This is a genomic window from Stenotrophomonas sp. Pemsol, from assembly GCF_003586545.1.
In the GTDB taxonomy this organism is placed as follows: Bacteria; Pseudomonadota; Gammaproteobacteria; order Xanthomonadales; family Xanthomonadaceae; genus Stenotrophomonas; species Stenotrophomonas sepilia.
Map to the genome: position 1 here is coordinate 4,181,015 of NZ_CP025780.1, position 15,882 is coordinate 4,196,896.

A 15,882-nucleotide genomic window follows, 5' to 3' on the forward strand; every position below is an offset into this window, starting at 1 on the left:
GGGCCATCACGGCCCGCCATCTGCCTGTCATCTATGGCGCCGACCATGGCGCGCTGGATGGGAGTGCAGGAGGCTGGCGATGGTCATGGCAGGGAACAGGACCGGCGTACGCCGCTGGTGGCGGCCACTTGCCGCGTTGTTCGGGGCATTGGCACTGGGGAGTGCCAGCGTTTCCGCGCAGGAGGCTCCCGCACACTGGATGGCCTACGCCACCGCCGTGGGTGGCCAACTGCAGCAGCGCCTGCAGCAGGAGCAGGACCCGCAGGCGCAGCGCGTGCTGGAATGGCTGCAGGCACATCCGGACACACCGACGCCGCTACCGGTAAGCCTGTGGATCGCCGCGGACGGCCGCATTTCGAAACTGGAATTCGACAGCCTGGGTGATGCCCAGGTCGATGCCGACCTGCGCGCGACGCTGCAGGCTGCGCCGTTGCAGGCGGCCCCACCGGCCGACATGCGCCAGCCGCTGCGTCTGGGTTTGGCCCTGAGCCCGTAGATCCACGCCATGCGTGGATGGCGCGCCGATTGCCCGCAACAGCCACGCATGGCGTGGCTCTACTGCGTTGCCACCTGCGGCTCGCGCGCGGCCGCGCTCCATGCGCGCAGGCCGAACACGGCCAGGCCGAGGAAGAACACGTACAGCGCGGCGGTCACATGCAGCGACTTGAACAGGTACGCACCCACATAGACCACGTCCACGGCGATCCATACCCACCAGCAGGCGACGTGGCGGCGTGCCTGCCACCACTGGCCGACCAGGCTCAGTGCGGTCAGCATCGCGTCCAGCCACGGCAGCGCGGCATCGGTGAAGGTGTGCATCCCGGCGCCCAGCATCACGCCGCCGCACAGGCCGATGGCCAGGTCACGCAAGAGCTTGCCGCGCGCCAGCGGCACGATGCGGATGCTGCCCTCATCGGCGGCGTGCTGGCGCCAGTTGAGCCAGCCATAGACCAGGAAGCCACCGAAGGCGACCTGCAGCAGGGTGTCCGAGTACAGCTTGGCCTCGGTGAACACCAGGCCATACAGCGTGACCGACAGCAGGCCCACCGGCCATGCAGACAACCGGCGGCGGGCCATCAGCCAGACGCCGAGGATGCTGCACAGCGCTGCGCTCCACTCGAGCATCACGCTGCTCACAGCGCGAACGTCACCGACAGGCGGGCCTGTCGTGGTGCACCGGGGAACAGGTAGTAGTCACCGCCGCTGCTGCCGGTATCACGCCAGTAGAAGCGGTTGAACAGGTTGTCCACTGACAGGTTCCAGGTCACCGCGCGCTCGTGCAGGCGATGCTGGAAGCGCAGGCCGGCATCGAATACCGAATAGTCCGGTGCGCGCACGCCGCCGTCGGCACGTGCCACGTTGGCACCGGCATAGCGCCAGCCGCCGGTCACGTCCAGGCCCCGCACGAACGGCAGCGCGTAGGCCACGTGCACGCTGGCGCGTACCTTCGGCACGTTCACCAGCTGATGGCCTTCATAGGCTGGCGTGCCGGTGTCGCGCGCACGCGCCTGCAGCACGCTGGCGCTGGCCACGATCTGCAATGCATCCGTCAGCTGACCGTTGGCGGTCAGCTCCAGCCCGGTGTGGGTCTGCGTGCCTTCCTCGACGAAGGTGTAGCCCACGTCGCTGTTGTCCGGCTTGGCGTACTGGTACGGCTGCGAAATGCGGAACACGGCTGCGCCCAGCGCCAGCGCCTCGACCGGCACGTACTTCAGGCCCACTTCCAGCTGCCGCGACTGCACCGACGGCAGGAAGGTATCGGCATTGCTGGTCCAGAACGGCGCTTCCTGGCCCAGCGAAATGCCGCGCACGTAACTGGCGTAGGCGTTGAGCTGGTCGGTGGCTTTCCACACCACGGCGGTCTGTGGCAGGAAACGCGACAAGCGACTGTGGCGTTGCGGGGTGCCGCGCTTGTCATAGGCGCGCTCGTCCAGGCGGACGAAGCGTCCACCGGCCAGCCACTGCCAGTCGTCACCGAAGCTCATCCGGTCCAGCGCGAGGAACGCGGTCTGGCGGCTGTCCAGGCGTCGTGCGGATGGGCCCGGCATCTTCGGCGATGGCGCGAACACCGGCACCGGTGCGTCGTGGATGTTGCTGGTGCCGACGTACTCGTTGACGCTCGGGCGCCTGTCCACGGTGCGGCGGAAGTAGTCGGCACCGAGGGTCAGCTGGTGGCCGACGCTGCCGGTCTCGAAGCGGCCACGCAGTTCGGCACGGGCCTGCTGGTTGCGGCGGGTGTCGTCCGGGCTGCGGTAGTCGTAGACGTCATAGTCGCCGTTCGGCGCGAAATAATTGCCCGGCACGCTGCCGTCGGCGCACTGCGTGGCGTAGTAGCAGCCGTAGGCGAAGGCGACGTTGTCATCGATCACCGAGCGGCTATGGCCCACCGAGACGCGCGACTGCCAGGCCTCATTGAAGTCGTAGGTGTGCAGCGCGGTGATGTTGGTGCTGGCGATATCCACCGGGCGCTGCCACGGCTGGTAGCCGAGCAGATGCTCGCGGTCGACACCGCGCGGCAGGTCACGCGCACCCAGCAGCTGGTAGCCGGACACCGAGCGCTGCGAGCTGGTCTGGTAGTTGGCATCCACTTCCAGCTTGCCGCGCTCGCCGATCAGCCAGTCGGCGGCCAGCGAGTAGAAGTTGCGGCGGCCATCGGCGTGCTCGACGTAGGAATTGCTGGAATCCCATGCGGCATTCAGGCGCAGGCCGAAGCGCGGGGTGATCCAGTGGCCGACATCGACGGCGACGTAGCGCGAGCCTTCCGAATCGGTACCGAGCGTGGCGGTGCGCACTTCGGCCGGGCGCTTGCCGATGTAGTTGATGATCCCGCCCGGCGCCATCACGCCTGCCGCCAGGCCGGCTTCACCCTTGAGGATCTCCACCGACTGCACGTTCTCCAGCGCCAGGCGTTGTTCGCCGGCGATGGACAGCCCGTTGAAGCGGTAGCCGGTGGCCGCGTCCAGTGCGAAGCCTCGGATGGCGATGTTCTGGTAGTAGCCCACCGGCGCGTAGGCATCACCCAGCGAGGCATCGTTGCTGGCCAGCTCGGACAGCGAACGTACCTGGCGGCGGTCGAGGTAATCGCGCTCGAGCACGTTCATCGACGCGGGCGTGTCCTTCCAGCTGCCGCCACCGAAGGCATTCACGCGCGAGGTATCGGCCTTCGGTTTGCCGGCCTGCACGCGCACCGCCGCCAGTTCGGTCGGCGAGCGCTCGGCGCCGGTGGCAGCCGCATCGGGGGACGCTTCGGCCTCGCTGGCGTGCAGCGGCAGCGCGGCGCAGAGTGCGAGGGAGAGCAGGGTGGGGCGCAGGCAGCGGTTCATTCGGTTCGTCTTCGGACAACAAGGGAGACGAAGCGACGGCGCGCAGGTGCACCGGCCCATGACGGGGGTGTGGCTGCGGCTCAAAGCTCCCTACGCCGGTGCAAACCGGATCAGGTTCCAAGGGACTCTCTCAGCCTGGCAGATCCAGGCACCCCCGCTTCAGGTGATCATTTCACTACAAATGGTACGGATTTGCGAGCGCCACCCAGGGTCAGATCCCCTTCCTGCGGAAAGGGATCTGACCCCAACGCTGCGTCAACCGGATCACGCGGCGGCGTGCAGGGCCTGCAGCAGTGCCTGCCCCGGGGCGGTATGGAACCACGCCGGATGGCCGAGCATGAAGGGCTGCCACGCCACATCGGCATTGGCGGTCGAGCCTGTGACGCCCTCGAAATACTCCACTTCGGACAGTGCGAAGTCGAAATGCACCATCGGCAGCAGGTCGGCCAGCAGGTGGACGCGTGCCGCCGACAGCGGCAGCACCTGGCGGTAGCCATCGAGCAACGCCAGCGCGATATCGATGCGCACCGCCTCCATGCCGCGCTCCAGCTCCAGCCATGCCACGGCGTTGCGCTCGATTGCGGTAGCCAGGTCGAACAGTGCACTGGTGGGCGAGGCCAGGCCGAAATCCAGCACGGTGCTGACCTGCCCGTCGCGCCACAGCAGGTTGGAGACATGCCAGTCGTTGTGCGCCCACAGCCGTGGTTCGTCGCGCAGGCGCTCGGCCAGTCCCGTGTGCCACGGCAGCACGTCACGCCGCAGCTGTGCTTCCCACGGAATGCGCGCGAGATAGCGGGCCAGGCCGGGGCGCGCGTGCAGACCTGCCTTGATTGCGGCGATCGGATCGTCGGCGCGGATCAGGTCGTCGCGCGCCACCAGCAGATGGGTGCTGCGCTGGGGCGCGTGGTAGCTGGCGGCGGCGCGATGCAGCTGTGCGAGTGCGCGTCCGGCTTCGTGGGCCTGCGCGACATCGGTCAGCAGCGACCACGACACCGCGTCGCGGTACAGGTCATCGCCTGCGCCGACGTCGTGCAGTTCAAACGTCCAGTCACCGTGTTCGACCGCGGTGTGACCATCGGTCGCTGCCAGCACCTGCGTCACCGGCACGCCAGCAGCGTCGAGATGGGCGATGAAGCGGTGTTCTTCTTCCAGGCAGGCCGCGTTGCGCACGCTGTGGTGATGGCGCTTGATGAATACCGCGCCGCGCGTGCCATCGACGATGGCGGCAGCCGACAGCGGTCGCGGGCTGTGCCAGCGCGGTTGGCTGCCGCTGTCCAGCTGCGGATAGCACTGCCGCAACCACGCGATGTCCGCCGCGCTGATCGGTGGCCAGTCGGCAGCGACCTCGTCGTTGTTGAGGCCCTGCACGCGGTGGGAGGTAGACGTCATGCCGCAGCCCGAGAGGGGAAAGTCACATCCAAGGCTGCGCATTCAACGCCATGCGCGCGGCCAACGCAAACGGGCGGGTCATCGACCCGCCCGTTTCTACCATCGGCAGGGTAACGCCGCCGTGCCGCTTACCAGCCGCGATGGCGATCGCGGTCGTGGTAGTAGCGGTTGTCGTAGTAACGCTCGCGCTGCCAGCGGCGGTCGTCGCCACGGTTGTAGTAGCCGCTGCGGTAGTAGCCACGATCATAACGGCGGTCGTAGCGATTGTCGTAATAGCGACGGTCGCGGCGGTCGGAGGTGGTCAGATTGCCGATTGCGCCACCGGCCACGGCACCGCCGACGGTGGCCGCAGGGTCGCCGTTGGAGAGCAGGTTGCCGGCCACGCCACCGACCACGGCGCCGACCAGGGTGCGCTTGTCCTTCCTCGACATCGCGCTGGCATCGCTGACCACGGCGACACCGGCAACCAGTGCCAGAGCCATCGCCAGACCACGGAAGCTGAGTGTGGAAGTACTGAGCATGTTCGTTCTCCTGTGAGGTGCATGCCACGCTGGGCAGGGAGGGCGCGGGGCGCCCCGGCTGCCGTGATGTCCACGCTGGCGTTCCAACATTGCCGGAACATTGCCTGGTGCACCGAGCGGCTTGCGCATTCATCTAGCGGCAGGCGGCATGAAGCAAGGCTGAAAGCGGCTGCGGCCGCTCAGCTGGCGGAAAGGAAAAGGGCCGCGGAGGTGGCCCCTCCCTTCTCTGCCAGGGCGTTGGCATGTCCGACGCCCATCGCTTTCTGGGCCTGCCGCGCCTGCTCCTGCGGGGTCTCCTGCTGCGGCTGCAGCACGTCAGGCGCGCTCTGCACCGCACCGCTGCGAAGCGCCAGGCTCTGCCCGCTGGCGGCCGGACATGCGCCGGTCGATTCCTTCGACCTCGCATTGTTGCCGGTGCGATTATGTGAATCGCGTCTCAGATTTTCCCGTCACGCAGATAGTCGAACAATTCGGCATCGCCCTTCAGCCCCAGCTTGAGCATCGCATCGCCTTTCTGCCGGCTGATGGTGCTGACGCTCTTGTGCAGCAGCAGCGAAATCTCCTTTACCGTCATGCCGGTGCCGAGCAAGCGCAGCACCTCCACCTCGCGCGGGGACAGCGGCTTGCCGTCGCCCTCGCGCATGCGCCAGCTGCCGGCCGCTTCCACCCGCTCGCGCAGGCTGCGGCTGATGTAGGGCTGGCCGCGGTAGACCGACTGGATGGCCTGTGGCAGTTCGTCCATCGACGAACTCTTGTCGACCAGGCCGAGCACGCCGCTGTCGAGCACCATGCGCAGGATCGCCAGGTTGCTGGAGACGCTGAGCATCAGCACCGGCAGGTCGGGATGGCGGCGGCGGATCATGCCGATCATGGCGAAGCCGTCGGCCTGCGGGCTGCCCGGCATGGAGTAGTCGGTGACCAGCAGGTCACAGGGCTGGCTGGCGAGCAGGGTCATCAGCGCCTGCGCGCTGTCGGCCTCGCCGACCACGCGGCCGACGCCGCTCGACTCGATGACGGCGCGGGTACCGATACGGACCACGGGGTGATCGTCTGCGATGATGATGCGCAAGCTCATGCTCTAGTATGGCCATCGGGCACGCCGGACCGCGACCATCGCGGTCCCTGGCAGGATTCTAGGAGATCGACGCAGATGCGTAGGTGGGCTGTTCGCGGGCTGCTCCTGCTGCTGGCGGTGCTGGCGCTGCCCGTGGCCCAGGCACAGCCGGCCCCTGGCCTGCTGCCGCTCAGCCCGTTGCAGCGCGAATACCTGGTGGCGCATCCGACCATCGTTGTCGGGCAGTATGACAGCGGCTGGCCGCCCTTCGAGTCCCTCCGTGATGGCGAGCAGGTCGGACTGGGACCGGACTACCTGTCGCATCTTGCTCGCCAGCTCGGTGTGAAGGTCGAGGCGCGCCGCTATCCGGACTGGACATCCGTGCTGGATGCGGCATGTCGTGGCGAAATCGACGTGGTGATGAATGTCGGCCTCAGTGCCGACCGCACCCGCTGCATGGTCTATACCGCGGCCTACAGTGAGGCGCCGCTCGCTCTGGTGGGCCGGCCCGATGACCTGCGTGCCTCCGACATGCCGGACCTGGATGGGCTGAGGGTGGTGATCGAACAGGACTTCCTGACCGGTCCGCAGGTGCGCGCCCGATTCCCGCGTGCCCGCCAGCTTGTCGCAAACGACACGTTGAGCGCATTGCAGATGGTCATAGACGACAAAGCGGACGTCTACATCGGCAATGCCTTCGTCGCCACCGAGCTGATTGCCAGCCGGCGCCTGCAGGGCGTGGCGCTGTTGCGGCCGAGCGACCTGCCCCCCGAACGGTTGCACTTCGGCATTCCCAACAGCAAGCAACCCCTGGCCGAAGCCCTGGACCTGGCGCTGGCCGCGACCAGCCAGGCCCAGCGCGATGCCCTCGCACAACGCTGGTTGTCACCGCCGCACTGGTCGGCATCGGCGCAGCTGGCGCTGAGCCAGGCCGAGAAGCGTGTGCTGGAGCAGCCGCTGATGATCGGTTTCGCGCCGAATGCCGCGCCCCTGTCGTTCACCGGCGAGGATGGCCGGCCCAGTGGCCTGGCCAGCGAGTACCTGCAGCGCCTGATGCAGGCCGGCGCCAACCTGAAGGTCGAGAACAGCCACGACTGGTACGAGGTGCGTGAGAAGGCCCGCCGCGGTGAACTGCAGGCGGTGATGGGCATACCCGTTGATTCGCGCTACCTGGGCCCGGACTGGGTGTTCAGCCAGCCCTTCATCAGCGTGCCGAACGTGATTGTGGTCAGGAGCGATGGCGAATCGCTGCTGGGCCTGGCCGACCTGCAGGGCAAGCGCGTGCTGCTGTCCGACCCGGAGCGCGTGCGTGGCTATGTGCAGCAACAGGCGCCGCAGGCCCGGATCATTGCTGCGCGGAGTGCCGAGCAGGCGCTGCAGCGCCTGCTTGAGGGTGAAGCCGATGCCTATGTGGGCAACCTTGCCGTGGTCGATCACCTGCTGCGCAGCCGTTTCCCGGGGCGGATGCAGGTCGCGGCTCCGGCCGGTTTCAACGACCAGCTGGCGCTGGCGGTGGATCGCCGCCATGCGGCCCTGGCCACGACCTTCGATCGCCTGCTGCTGCAGATGACCCCACGCAAGCGCGAGGCGTTGCGCAGCGCCTGGCTGGCGGTGGAGTACCGCAATGGGGTCGACTGGAGCAATCTGCTGCGGTGGGGCGTGCCCGTGCTGATGGTGCTGCTGACCGCACTGCTGGTGCATGGCGTGGGCCATTGGCGGCTGCGCCGTGAGGTGGCAGGACGCCGCCAGCTGGAGCAGCGCCTGGCCGAGGTGACCGACAACCTGCCGGCGGTGGTCTACCAGGCCCGTCGCGATGCCGATGGCACGCTGAGCTTCCCGTTCATCGCCGGTGACCTGCCTGCGTTGTTCGGTATCACCCGTCAGCAGGCCGAACAGGATGCGAGGGTGTTGCTGGAACGCGTCGAGCAGGAGGACCGCGCGCGCATCCTGCATTCCATCGAGCAGGCCGCGCACCAGTTCGCGCCGTTGATCCTGGAGTTCCGCCTGCGCAGCGACGGGGAAGGCGTGCGCTGGGTGCGCAGCCAGGCCCATCCCTACGCCGCCGAAGAAGGCGCGGTGATCTGGAGCGGGTACTGGGTGGATGTAAGCGAGGCGCGGATGCAGGCCGATGCACTGGCGGCGGCGAAGGCGGACGCCGAGCAGGCCGCTGAGGCCAAATCGCGTTTCCTGGCCACGATGAGCCACGAGATACGTACGCCGATGAGCGGCGTGCTGGGCATGCTGGAGGTGCTGGCACACTCACCGTTGGACAGCGAGCAGCAGCGCATCCTCGGCGTGATCGAGGATTCGGCGCAGATGCTGCGGCAGATCCTCGACGACATCCTCGATTACTCGCGGCTGGAAGCGGGTGCACTGCGCCTGGAGCCGGTACCGCAACCGCTGCGGCCGCTGCTGGAAAGCGTGTGCCGGTTGATGTCGGCGCAGGCCAGTGCACGCGGGCTGGAGCTGCATGTGCAGATCGACCCTCAGCTGGCGGCAGCGCACGAAGTGGATGGCGTGCGCCTGCGCCAGATCGTGTTCAACCTGCTCAGCAATGCCATCAAGTTCACTGCGCGCGGCGAAGTGCGGCTGCAGCTGGAGGTACTGGGCCCGACCGCCGACGATGGCAGCCAGCCGCTGTGCCTGAGCGTCACCGACACCGGCATCGGAATCGCACCGGAACAGCTGCAGCACCTGTTTGCGCCGTTCACCCAGGCCGGTGCCTACATCCAGCGCGACCATGGTGGTACCGGCCTCGGCCTGAGCATCTGCCAGCGCCTGGTGCAGATGATGGGCGGCGAGCTGGAGCTGCACAGCACGCTGGGCGAGGGCACCCGCGCCGAGGTGCGGCTGGCGCTGGTGGAGGCAGGCAGGGGTGACGTTGAAGCGCTGGTTGCGGAGCAGGAGCAGGCGGCGCTGCTGCCGCTGGCGCTGCGCGAGGCACGCGTGCTGGTGATCGAGGACCACCCGACCAACCAGGCGATGATGGCGTGGCGGCTGCAGCAGCTGGGCGTACCTCATGTGCTGCTGGGCGATGGCCAGCAGGCACTGGACCGCTTGTCATCGGAGGCCTTCGACCTGGTCATTACCGACTGCCGCATGCCGGTACTCGACGGCTTCGGTTTCACCCGCCTGTTGCGCGAGCGCGAGGGCCGTACCGGCCAGCCGCGGCTGACGGTGCTGGCGCTGACCGCCAGCGTGCTGGACGACGATGCGCGCCGCTGCCGCGAAGCCGGCATGGACGAGGTGCTGGCCAAGCCGCTGTCGCTGGCCACGCTGCGCACCGCGCTGCTGCGCTGGCTGCCGCAGGCACAGGGCCAGTCATTCGATGCGCCGGTGCAGGAGACTGCCGCCGACGACGCTGAAGTGCTGCCTGATCTGGCCACCCTGCAGCAGCGCTATGGCTCGCGCGCCGTGGCCGAGCAGCTGCGCGACAGCCTGTTGCAGGCCAGTGAAAGTGATCTGGCGGCGGTGCAGCGCGCCGTGCGGGCCGGTGACCGCGAGACTGCGGCGCTCCACCTGCATCGCCAGGCGGGCGGTCTGGGGGCGATCGGGGCAAGCGCACTGGCCGGGCAGGCCAACGCGCTGGTCGAGCGCCTGCAGGATGCGACCGAGGCCGATCCGGGACCGGTACTCGCCGCTGTAACGGCGTTCGTGGCACGGCTGCAGCATCAGCTGCAGCGACTGGCTCACTGAGCCGACTGCTGTTGCAGGTAGGCGATCACCAGCGCGCGGCGTTCGGCGCTGGGAAAGGCGTTGTACATGCGCGTGCCGGGCACCACGTGGGTGGGCGACTGCAGGAACGCGTCCAGGGTCTGCGCGCTCCAGGTGATGTCGGCGCGGCGCATGCCGTCGGAATAGCCGTAATCGGGCAGGCTGCCGGCGCGACGGCCGATCACGCCGTGCAGGTTGGGGCCGAAGCGGTGGATGCCGCCAGGCTGCACGGTGTGGCAGCCGGCGCACAGTTCGAACGCGCGCTGCATGGCCTGCTGGCGGGCCTGTTCGGGCGTCGCCGGCGCCGCAGGCGGGCGCTGGCAGGCCGTGGCAAGCAGGGCCACGGCAACGGTGGTGAGCAGGCGGGAGGCACGCATGGGCGGGCAGGATAGCGGTGCGGTGGAGCGGCCGGGCTGCGACACGCGGTCGCAGCCCGGGGCGATCACATGCCCGAGTAGTTCGGGCCGCCGCCGCCCTGCGGGGTCACCCAGACGATGTTCTGGGTCGGATCCTTGATGTCGCAGGTCTTGCAGTGCACGCAGTTCTGCGCGTTGATCTGCAGGCGCGCGTCGCCGGCGTCGCCGACGAACTCGTACACGCCGGCCGGGCAGTAACGGGCTTCGGGACCGGCGTACTCGGCCAGGTTCACCTTCACCGGAATGCTCGGATCCTTCAGCGTCAGGTGGCTGGGCTGGTTCTCGTCGTGGTTGGTGCTGCTCAGGAACACCGAGCTGAGACGATCGAAGGTCAGCACGCCATCGGGCTTGGGGTAGGCGATGCGGGTGTGCTGCGACGCCGGCTCCAGGCAGGCGTGGTCCGGCTGGGTGCGGTGCAGGGTCCACGGCGGGTTGCGCACGCCCAGCTTCGGCAGCAGCCACTGCTCCACGCCGGTCATCAGCGTGGCAACGGTCTGGCCCTTCTTGAACCACTGCTTGAAGTTCTTGGCCTGCTGCAGTTCGGTGAACAGCCAGCTGGCTTCAAACGCCTTCGGGTAGGCGCTCAGTTCATCGTGCTGGCGATCGGCGGCCAGCGCGTCGAACGCGGCGTCGGCGCACAGCATGCCGGTCTTGATCGCGGCATGGCTGCCCTTGATGCGGCTGGCGTTGAGGTAGCCGGCCTCGCAGCCGACCAGCGCCCCCCCGGGGAACACCGTCTTCGGCAGCGACAGCAGGCCGCCGGCGGTGATCGCACGCGCGCCGTAACCGATGCGGGTGCCGCCCTCCAGGTGCTTGCGGATGGAGGGATGGGTCTTGAAACGCTGGAACTCCTCGAACGGGCTCAGCCACGGGTTCTTGTAGTCCAGGCCGACCACGTAACCAATGGCGACCTTGCCGCCGTCGGCGTGGTACAGGAACGCGCCGCCGTAGGTGTCGCTGTCCAGCGGCCAGCCAGCCGCATGCACCACCAGGCCCGGCTCATGCCTGGCCGGGTCGATCTGCCACAGCTCCTTGATGCCGATGCCGTAGGCCTGCGGGTCCTTGCCTTCGTCCAGTTTGTAGCGGGCGATCAGCTGGCGACCGAGGTGGCCGCGCGCACCTTCGGCGAAGATCGTGTACTTGGCGTGCAGCGCCATCCCACGCTCGAAGGCCGGACCGATGCTGCCGTCCTTCTCGATGCCCATGTCGCCGGTGGCCACGCCGATCACCTCGCCGTTGTCGCCGTACAGCACTTCTGCAGCGGCGAAGCCCGGGAAGATCGCAACCTCCAGCGCCTCGGCCTGCTGCGCCAGCCAGCGGGTCACTTCGCCCAGGCTGATGATGTAGTTGCCTTCGTTGTGGAAGCACTCCGGCAGCAGCGCATTGGGGGTGCTGCGCGCGCCGGTCTCGCTGAGGAACAGGAATTCGTCGCGGGTGACCTTCTGCTTCAGCGGTGCGCCGCGCTCGGCCCAGTCCGGGAACAGCTCGGTCAGCGCGCGCGGATCCATCACCGCGCCGGACAGCACGTGCGCGCCCGGTTCGGAGCCCTTCTCCAGCACGCACACCGACAGCTCGCGGCCGGCTTCGAGCGCGCGCTGGCGCAGGCGGATCGCGGTGGCCAGGCCGGCGGGGCCGGCGCCGACGATCACCACGTCGAACTCCATTACTTCACGCGGGGGCAGGGCGTTGGCTTCAGCGCTCATCGATTGCATGACTCGTGGGTAGGGCCGGCATCGGGGCCACCGGCGGTGCCTGGGAATCGCGCGTGCGGCCACGGGCGAAACGGTTGTTTGAATGTGTCAGGGTACCGGGCCGCGCGTGATCGAGCTAGATCGACGATGTTCACGTCATGATTGCTGCATTGCAGCGAACGCGGCTTCGGTGGTCGCCAACCTTGGTTGGCACCGGCAGAAAATACCAGCGCCGACCAAGGTCGGCCTCTACCCGTGCACCAACGCTGCGCGGATGACCGACAATGGCCGGGTCCTGACTGCGTGTGAGTGCCATGGCTTTGCATCCGTACGATCTGTTCGATGTCCGTTCCCTGCTCAACGAGGAAGAGCGCGCAGTGCAGGAGAGCGTCGCCCGCTTCACCAACGAGCGCGTGCTGCCGATCATCGGCGATGCCTTCGACCAGGCCCGCTTCCCCGATGAACTGGTGCCTGAGATCGCCTCGTTGGGCCTGCTGGGCGCGACCCTGCCGGCCGAGTACGGCGGCGGTGGCCTCGGCGCGGTCAGCTATGGCCTGATCTGCCAGGAGCTGGAGCGCGGCGATTCGGGCCTGCGCAGCTTCGTGTCGGTGCAGAGCTCGCTGTGCATGTACCCGATCTACGCCTATGGCAGCGAGGAACAGCGCCAGCAGTGGCTGCCGGCGATGGCGCGCGGCGAACTGATCGGCTGCTTCGGCCTGACCGAGGCGCACGGCGGTTCCGATCCGGCCAGCATGAAGACCCGCGCGGTGCGCGACGGCAGTGACTGGCGCATCAGCGGCAGCAAGATGTGGATCACCAGCGGCCCGGTGGCCGACCTGGCCATCGTCTGGGCGCAGACCGAGGACGGCATCCAGGGCTTCGTGCTGGAAAAGGGCATGGCCGGCTTCACGACGCAGGAGATCAAGCACAAGATGAGCCTGCGCGCGTCGCTGACCGGCGCGCTGTTCTTCGATGACGTGCGCGTGCCCGACAGCCATCGCCTGCCGAACGTGAAGGGCCTGAAGGGGCCGCTGGGCTGCCTGACCCAGGCCCGTTACGGCATCAGCTGGGGGCCGATCGGTGCGGCGATTGCCTGCCTGGATGAAGCACTTGGCTATGCCAAGGAGCGCGTGCTGTTCGGTCGCCCGCTGGCCGCCACGCAGAGCGCGCAGATCAAGCTGGCCGAGATGGCCCGCCGGATCACCACCGCGCAGTTGCTGGCGCTGCAGCTGGGCCGGCTGAAGGAAGCCGGCCAGCTGCAACCGCAGCAGGTCAGCCTGGCCAAATGGAACAACTGCCGCATGGCGATCGACATCGCCCGCGAGTGTCGCGATCTGCTCGGTGGGGCTGGGATCACCACCGAGCACGTGGCGATCCGGCATGCGCTGAACCTGGAATCGGTGATCACCTATGAAGGCACCGAGACCGTGCACCAGCTGGTGATCGGCCGCGAACTGACCGGCATCAACGCGTTCTGAGTGCACCGGTAGTGCCGGCCGCTGGCCGGCATTGCGGGTAGGGTGGGCGGCAAGGGACGCCTATCCGGAGATGCAAGCTGAATGAAGAACAATTCCGCTGTGAGGCAGCTGTTGTGCCTCCCGCTGCTCTTCCAAGCCTCCGTGCTGCAGATGGCATGGGCAGGCAACAGGGATGGGGCATGGGCAGGCAGTTATTCGCAGGCGAGCGATCTGTGTACCGAACCGGGCAGCGGGCGTAGTTGCCGCGATGGGTTCAGGGACAGCCTGTCGATTGTCGAAGAATCACTGGGCTATACGGTTGAGCTGCACAGTACCCAGGCGATGCAGCACGTCTGCTCCTTCGTGCTGCATATGAAGCCAGAAGGCGGAAAACTGATTCATCAGTCCGAACCAGGCACAGTGGCTATCGAGAAACATGCAGGTGTACTGAGAGTCTCATCCGGCGGGATCGACCCGACGGTGACGGGCTTGGGCATGTGCGGTGCGCATGCCGATATTGATGGCCTGGAGTTTTCTTCTGTGGGCAATCGCACGCGTTCCGGGCAACGCGATGGCGCGCGCCCCTGATTGATCCAGGCGGAACGCATCCACGCATGGCATGGATCTACTGCGCGGCTGTCGGGTCCGCCTTGAAGCGAGCCGAGCACCGCAGGTCCGGCGGGGGCGAAGAGGCGCGGGTGTCTGAGCGCAGCGAGTTCCGCGCCGTCCCCCGGCGGGCCGAGGAGCGCAGGGTACCGGTGCGCAGCACCAGCTCGCAGACGGCGGCGCGTTTCTTTTGGTTACTTTTCTTTCCGCGCGGAAAGAAAAGTAACGCCCATGAACGCATGCGCCCGCCACAGCAACAATCAGGCAGAAGAGAGACGCGTGGCGCTACGCCCCACCGGCAAACCCATGCTGCCGCCACGCCTCGTACATCACCACCGCAACGGTGTTGGAAAGATTGAGGCTGCGGTTGTCCGGCCGCATCGGCAGGCGCAGGCGGCGGCCATCGGGCAGGGCATCGAGCATCTCCTGCGGCAGGCCACGGCTTTCCGGGCCGAACAGGAACGCATCACCGTCTTCGAAGGCCACGCTGTCATAGCGGACGCTGGCACGCGTACTCAGGGCGAACAACCGCTTTGGTGCGATCCGCGCCAGCGCGGTGTCCAGGTCGGGGTGCACCTGCAGGCGCGAGTACTCGTGGTAGTCCAGGCCGGCGCGCTTGAGCTGCTTGTCTTCCAGTGCGAAGCCGAGTGGCTCGACCAGGTGCAGCTGCGCGCCGGTGTTGGCGCAGAGCCGGATCACATTGCCCGTGTTGGGCGGGATTTCCGGTTGGAACAGGATCACGTGGAACTGGGGCGCGGCATTCATCGGCGCAGTGTACCTGCGACGACCGCCGCCTTTACGGCGCACGCCCTGCACGGGGCAGGGCGGCACCGGTTACGGGCGCAGCAGGACCTGGGCGGTTTCGGTGGCCAGGGCCTGCAGGTCGGCGGCGCTCGGGCGCACCTGCAGGGCCGGCAGGTTGACGATGACCGAGTTGGCGACGTTGGTGGCAGCGGCAGCCAGGGTGGCGGCGTAGCGCTGGGCTTCCAGTTCGGCGGCCAGGGCGACGCGCTGTTCCAGGCTCGGGCGCACTTCCACCGAGGCCAGCGTGGTGATCGGCATCGCGGCGGCGACCGGGGCGGCGACGTAGCCGTTGCGCTCGGCCAGCTGGTCGGCGCTCGGGCGCACTTCCACGGTGGCCAGGGTCGGGATGCCGCTGGCCTGTTCCCAGGCCTGCTGGGCCAGCTGGTCGGCGGCCGGGCGAACCTGCACGGTGGACAGGGTCTTGATGGATTCGGAGGCCTGCACCGACGAAACAACCGCGGTGCCGGCGATCAGGGCGATGGCGATGGCAATGGTCTTGGCGTTCATGACGGGGCCTGTTTAGTGTTGGTGAGCAGTGGTGTGGTAGTAAGGTAGTACACCAGTTCTGGGCATGCAAGAGAAATTTTCGATTTCCTGCATCTGTTCAGTCTTCAGTCAGCTTTTGTCTGAAGCCCTTCCTGGCGCAGGAAGTACCAAGCAATCCGCGTGCCAACTTTTAGTTATTGATTTGAAAGGCTTTTATGTGGTCCCGAAAGTGTCCGCTGGGCGGACACCTGTCCATTCGATAAGCCGCGGACACTGTCCGGACGCCTTCAGCCGGCGTCTGTGACGTTTCAAGAGCGCCCCTGGGCGTCGGGCTGGATGGTCATCTGGGCAAACACCCCCAGTGACTGGCGACCGATTCCGGCCGCCGCGCGCGCAGGCTAGGATCGGGGTTCACCTTCGT

13 protein-coding genes and 1 riboswitch are annotated in these 15,882 nt (G+C 67.5%); of the genes, 4 read left to right on the top strand and 9 right to left on the bottom strand.

The annotated features are described in order from the left end of the window. Positions 1 to 79: 79 nt before the first annotated feature. Positions 80 to 496 carry a hypothetical protein gene (locus tag PEM_RS19270; RefSeq protein WP_065195993.1) on the top strand — a complete coding sequence of 139 codons (417 nt, stop codon included), beginning with the start codon at positions 80 to 82 and terminating at the stop codon, positions 494 to 496. 59 nt (positions 497 to 555) lie between these two features. Here PEM_RS19270 and pnuC read toward each other — a convergent pair whose 3' ends face one another. The 5 genes from pnuC to PEM_RS19295 form a co-directional block, all read right to left on the bottom strand. Next, the gene (pnuC, locus tag PEM_RS19275) at positions 556 to 1,125 is read right to left on the bottom strand and encodes a nicotinamide riboside transporter PnuC (RefSeq protein WP_111127248.1); all 570 of its coding nucleotides are present in this window, start codon (positions 1,123 to 1,125) and stop codon (positions 556 to 558) included. 8 nt (positions 1,126 to 1,133) lie between these two features. Further along, complete coding sequence (locus PEM_RS19280) at positions 1,134 to 3,323, bottom strand: TonB-dependent siderophore receptor (protein WP_111127164.1); 2,190 nt, start codon at positions 3,321 to 3,323, stop codon at positions 1,134 to 1,136. 70 nt (positions 3,324 to 3,393) lie between these two features. Beyond that, positions 3,394 to 3,489, bottom strand: a riboswitch (TPP riboswitch). A gap of 98 nt (positions 3,490 to 3,587) precedes the next feature. After that, positions 3,588 to 4,712 (bottom strand): phosphotransferase, encoded by a 1,125-nt coding sequence (locus tag PEM_RS19285; RefSeq protein WP_032954694.1) that lies wholly within the window; start codon positions 4,710 to 4,712, stop codon positions 3,588 to 3,590. A 128-nt stretch (positions 4,713 to 4,840) separates the two neighbouring features. Beyond that, positions 4,841 to 5,233, bottom strand: a complete 393-nt coding sequence (locus PEM_RS19290; RefSeq protein ID WP_111127162.1) for a glycine zipper 2TM domain-containing protein — start codon at positions 5,231 to 5,233, stop codon at positions 4,841 to 4,843. A gap of 436 nt (positions 5,234 to 5,669) precedes the next feature. Continuing rightward, complete coding sequence (locus PEM_RS19295; protein ID WP_005420808.1) at positions 5,670 to 6,308, bottom strand: response regulator transcription factor; 639 nt, start codon at positions 6,306 to 6,308, stop codon at positions 5,670 to 5,672. A gap of 75 nt (positions 6,309 to 6,383) precedes the next feature. On the opposite strand from PEM_RS19295, the gene PEM_RS19300 reads away from it, so the two are divergent. After that, positions 6,384 to 9,983 carry a transporter substrate-binding domain-containing protein gene (locus tag PEM_RS19300; protein WP_119706157.1) on the top strand — a complete coding sequence of 1,200 codons (3,600 nt, stop codon included), beginning with the start codon at positions 6,384 to 6,386 and terminating at the stop codon, positions 9,981 to 9,983. Here the strand turns inward: PEM_RS19300 and PEM_RS19305 are convergent. Further along, positions 9,977 to 10,378 (bottom strand): c-type cytochrome, encoded by a 402-nt coding sequence (locus tag PEM_RS19305; RefSeq protein WP_053497753.1) that lies wholly within the window; start codon positions 10,376 to 10,378, stop codon positions 9,977 to 9,979. The genes PEM_RS19300 and PEM_RS19305 overlap by 7 nt on opposite strands. Positions 10,379 to 10,443: 65 nt before the next feature. Beyond that, entirely contained in the window at positions 10,444 to 12,120 is a 1,677-nt protein-coding gene (locus PEM_RS19310) for an electron transfer flavoprotein-ubiquinone oxidoreductase (protein WP_095378416.1), read from the bottom strand. Positions 12,121 to 12,422: 302 nt separating this feature from the next. Here PEM_RS19310 and PEM_RS19315 point away from each other — a divergent pair, with 302 nt between their 5' ends. Beyond that, a complete protein-coding gene (locus PEM_RS19315) occupies positions 12,423 to 13,586 on the top strand; it encodes an acyl-CoA dehydrogenase family protein (protein ID WP_005420799.1) in 1,164 nt (387 codons plus the stop codon). Positions 13,587 to 13,667: 81 nt separating this feature from the next. Beyond that, positions 13,668 to 14,153 (top strand): hypothetical protein, encoded by a 486-nt coding sequence (locus tag PEM_RS19320; RefSeq protein WP_111127158.1) that lies wholly within the window; start codon positions 13,668 to 13,670, stop codon positions 14,151 to 14,153. A 303-nt stretch (positions 14,154 to 14,456) separates the two neighbouring features. On the opposite strand, the gene PEM_RS19325 is transcribed toward PEM_RS19320, so the two are convergent. After that, positions 14,457 to 14,936, bottom strand: coding sequence for a tRNA (cytidine(34)-2'-O)-methyltransferase (locus PEM_RS19325; RefSeq protein ID WP_111127455.1), 480 nt, complete (start codon positions 14,934 to 14,936; stop codon positions 14,457 to 14,459). A gap of 69 nt (positions 14,937 to 15,005) precedes the next feature. After that, a complete protein-coding gene (locus PEM_RS19330) occupies positions 15,006 to 15,482 on the bottom strand; it encodes a hypothetical protein (RefSeq protein WP_014035556.1) in 477 nt (158 codons plus the stop codon). Between the last annotated feature and the right edge of the window lie 400 nt (positions 15,483 to 15,882).

What these genes read in the sequence shown, in the direction of transcription:
- PEM_RS19270 (WP_065195993.1), top strand. Translation starts at nt 80, where the DNA reads ATGGTCATGGCAGGGAACAGGACCGGCGTACGCCGCTGGTGGCGGCCA.
- pnuC (WP_111127248.1), bottom strand. Translation starts at nt 1,125, where the DNA reads ATGCTCGAGTGGAGCGCAGCGCTGTGCAGCATCCTCGGCGTCTGGCTG.
- PEM_RS19280 (WP_111127164.1), bottom strand. Translation starts at nt 3,323, where the DNA reads ATGAACCGCTGCCTGCGCCCCACCCTGCTCTCCCTCGCACTCTGCGCC.
- PEM_RS19285 (WP_032954694.1), bottom strand. Translation starts at nt 4,712, where the DNA reads ATGACGTCTACCTCCCACCGCGTGCAGGGCCTCAACAACGACGAGGTC.
- PEM_RS19290 (WP_111127162.1), bottom strand. Translation starts at nt 5,233, where the DNA reads ATGCTCAGTACTTCCACACTCAGCTTCCGTGGTCTGGCGATGGCTCTG.
- PEM_RS19295 (WP_005420808.1), bottom strand. Translation starts at nt 6,308, where the DNA reads ATGAGCTTGCGCATCATCATCGCAGACGATCACCCCGTGGTCCGTATC.
- PEM_RS19300 (WP_119706157.1), top strand. Translation starts at nt 6,384, where the DNA reads ATGCGTAGGTGGGCTGTTCGCGGGCTGCTCCTGCTGCTGGCGGTGCTG.
- PEM_RS19305 (WP_053497753.1), bottom strand. Translation starts at nt 10,378, where the DNA reads ATGCGTGCCTCCCGCCTGCTCACCACCGTTGCCGTGGCCCTGCTTGCC.
- PEM_RS19310 (WP_095378416.1), bottom strand. Translation starts at nt 12,120, where the DNA reads ATGAGCGCTGAAGCCAACGCCCTGCCCCCGCGTGAAGTAATGGAGTTC.
- PEM_RS19315 (WP_005420799.1), top strand. Translation starts at nt 12,423, where the DNA reads ATGGCTTTGCATCCGTACGATCTGTTCGATGTCCGTTCCCTGCTCAAC.
- PEM_RS19320 (WP_111127158.1), top strand. Translation starts at nt 13,668, where the DNA reads ATGAAGAACAATTCCGCTGTGAGGCAGCTGTTGTGCCTCCCGCTGCTC.
- PEM_RS19325 (WP_111127455.1), bottom strand. Translation starts at nt 14,936, where the DNA reads ATGAATGCCGCGCCCCAGTTCCACGTGATCCTGTTCCAACCGGAAATC.
- PEM_RS19330 (WP_014035556.1), bottom strand. Translation starts at nt 15,482, where the DNA reads ATGAACGCCAAGACCATTGCCATCGCCATCGCCCTGATCGCCGGCACC.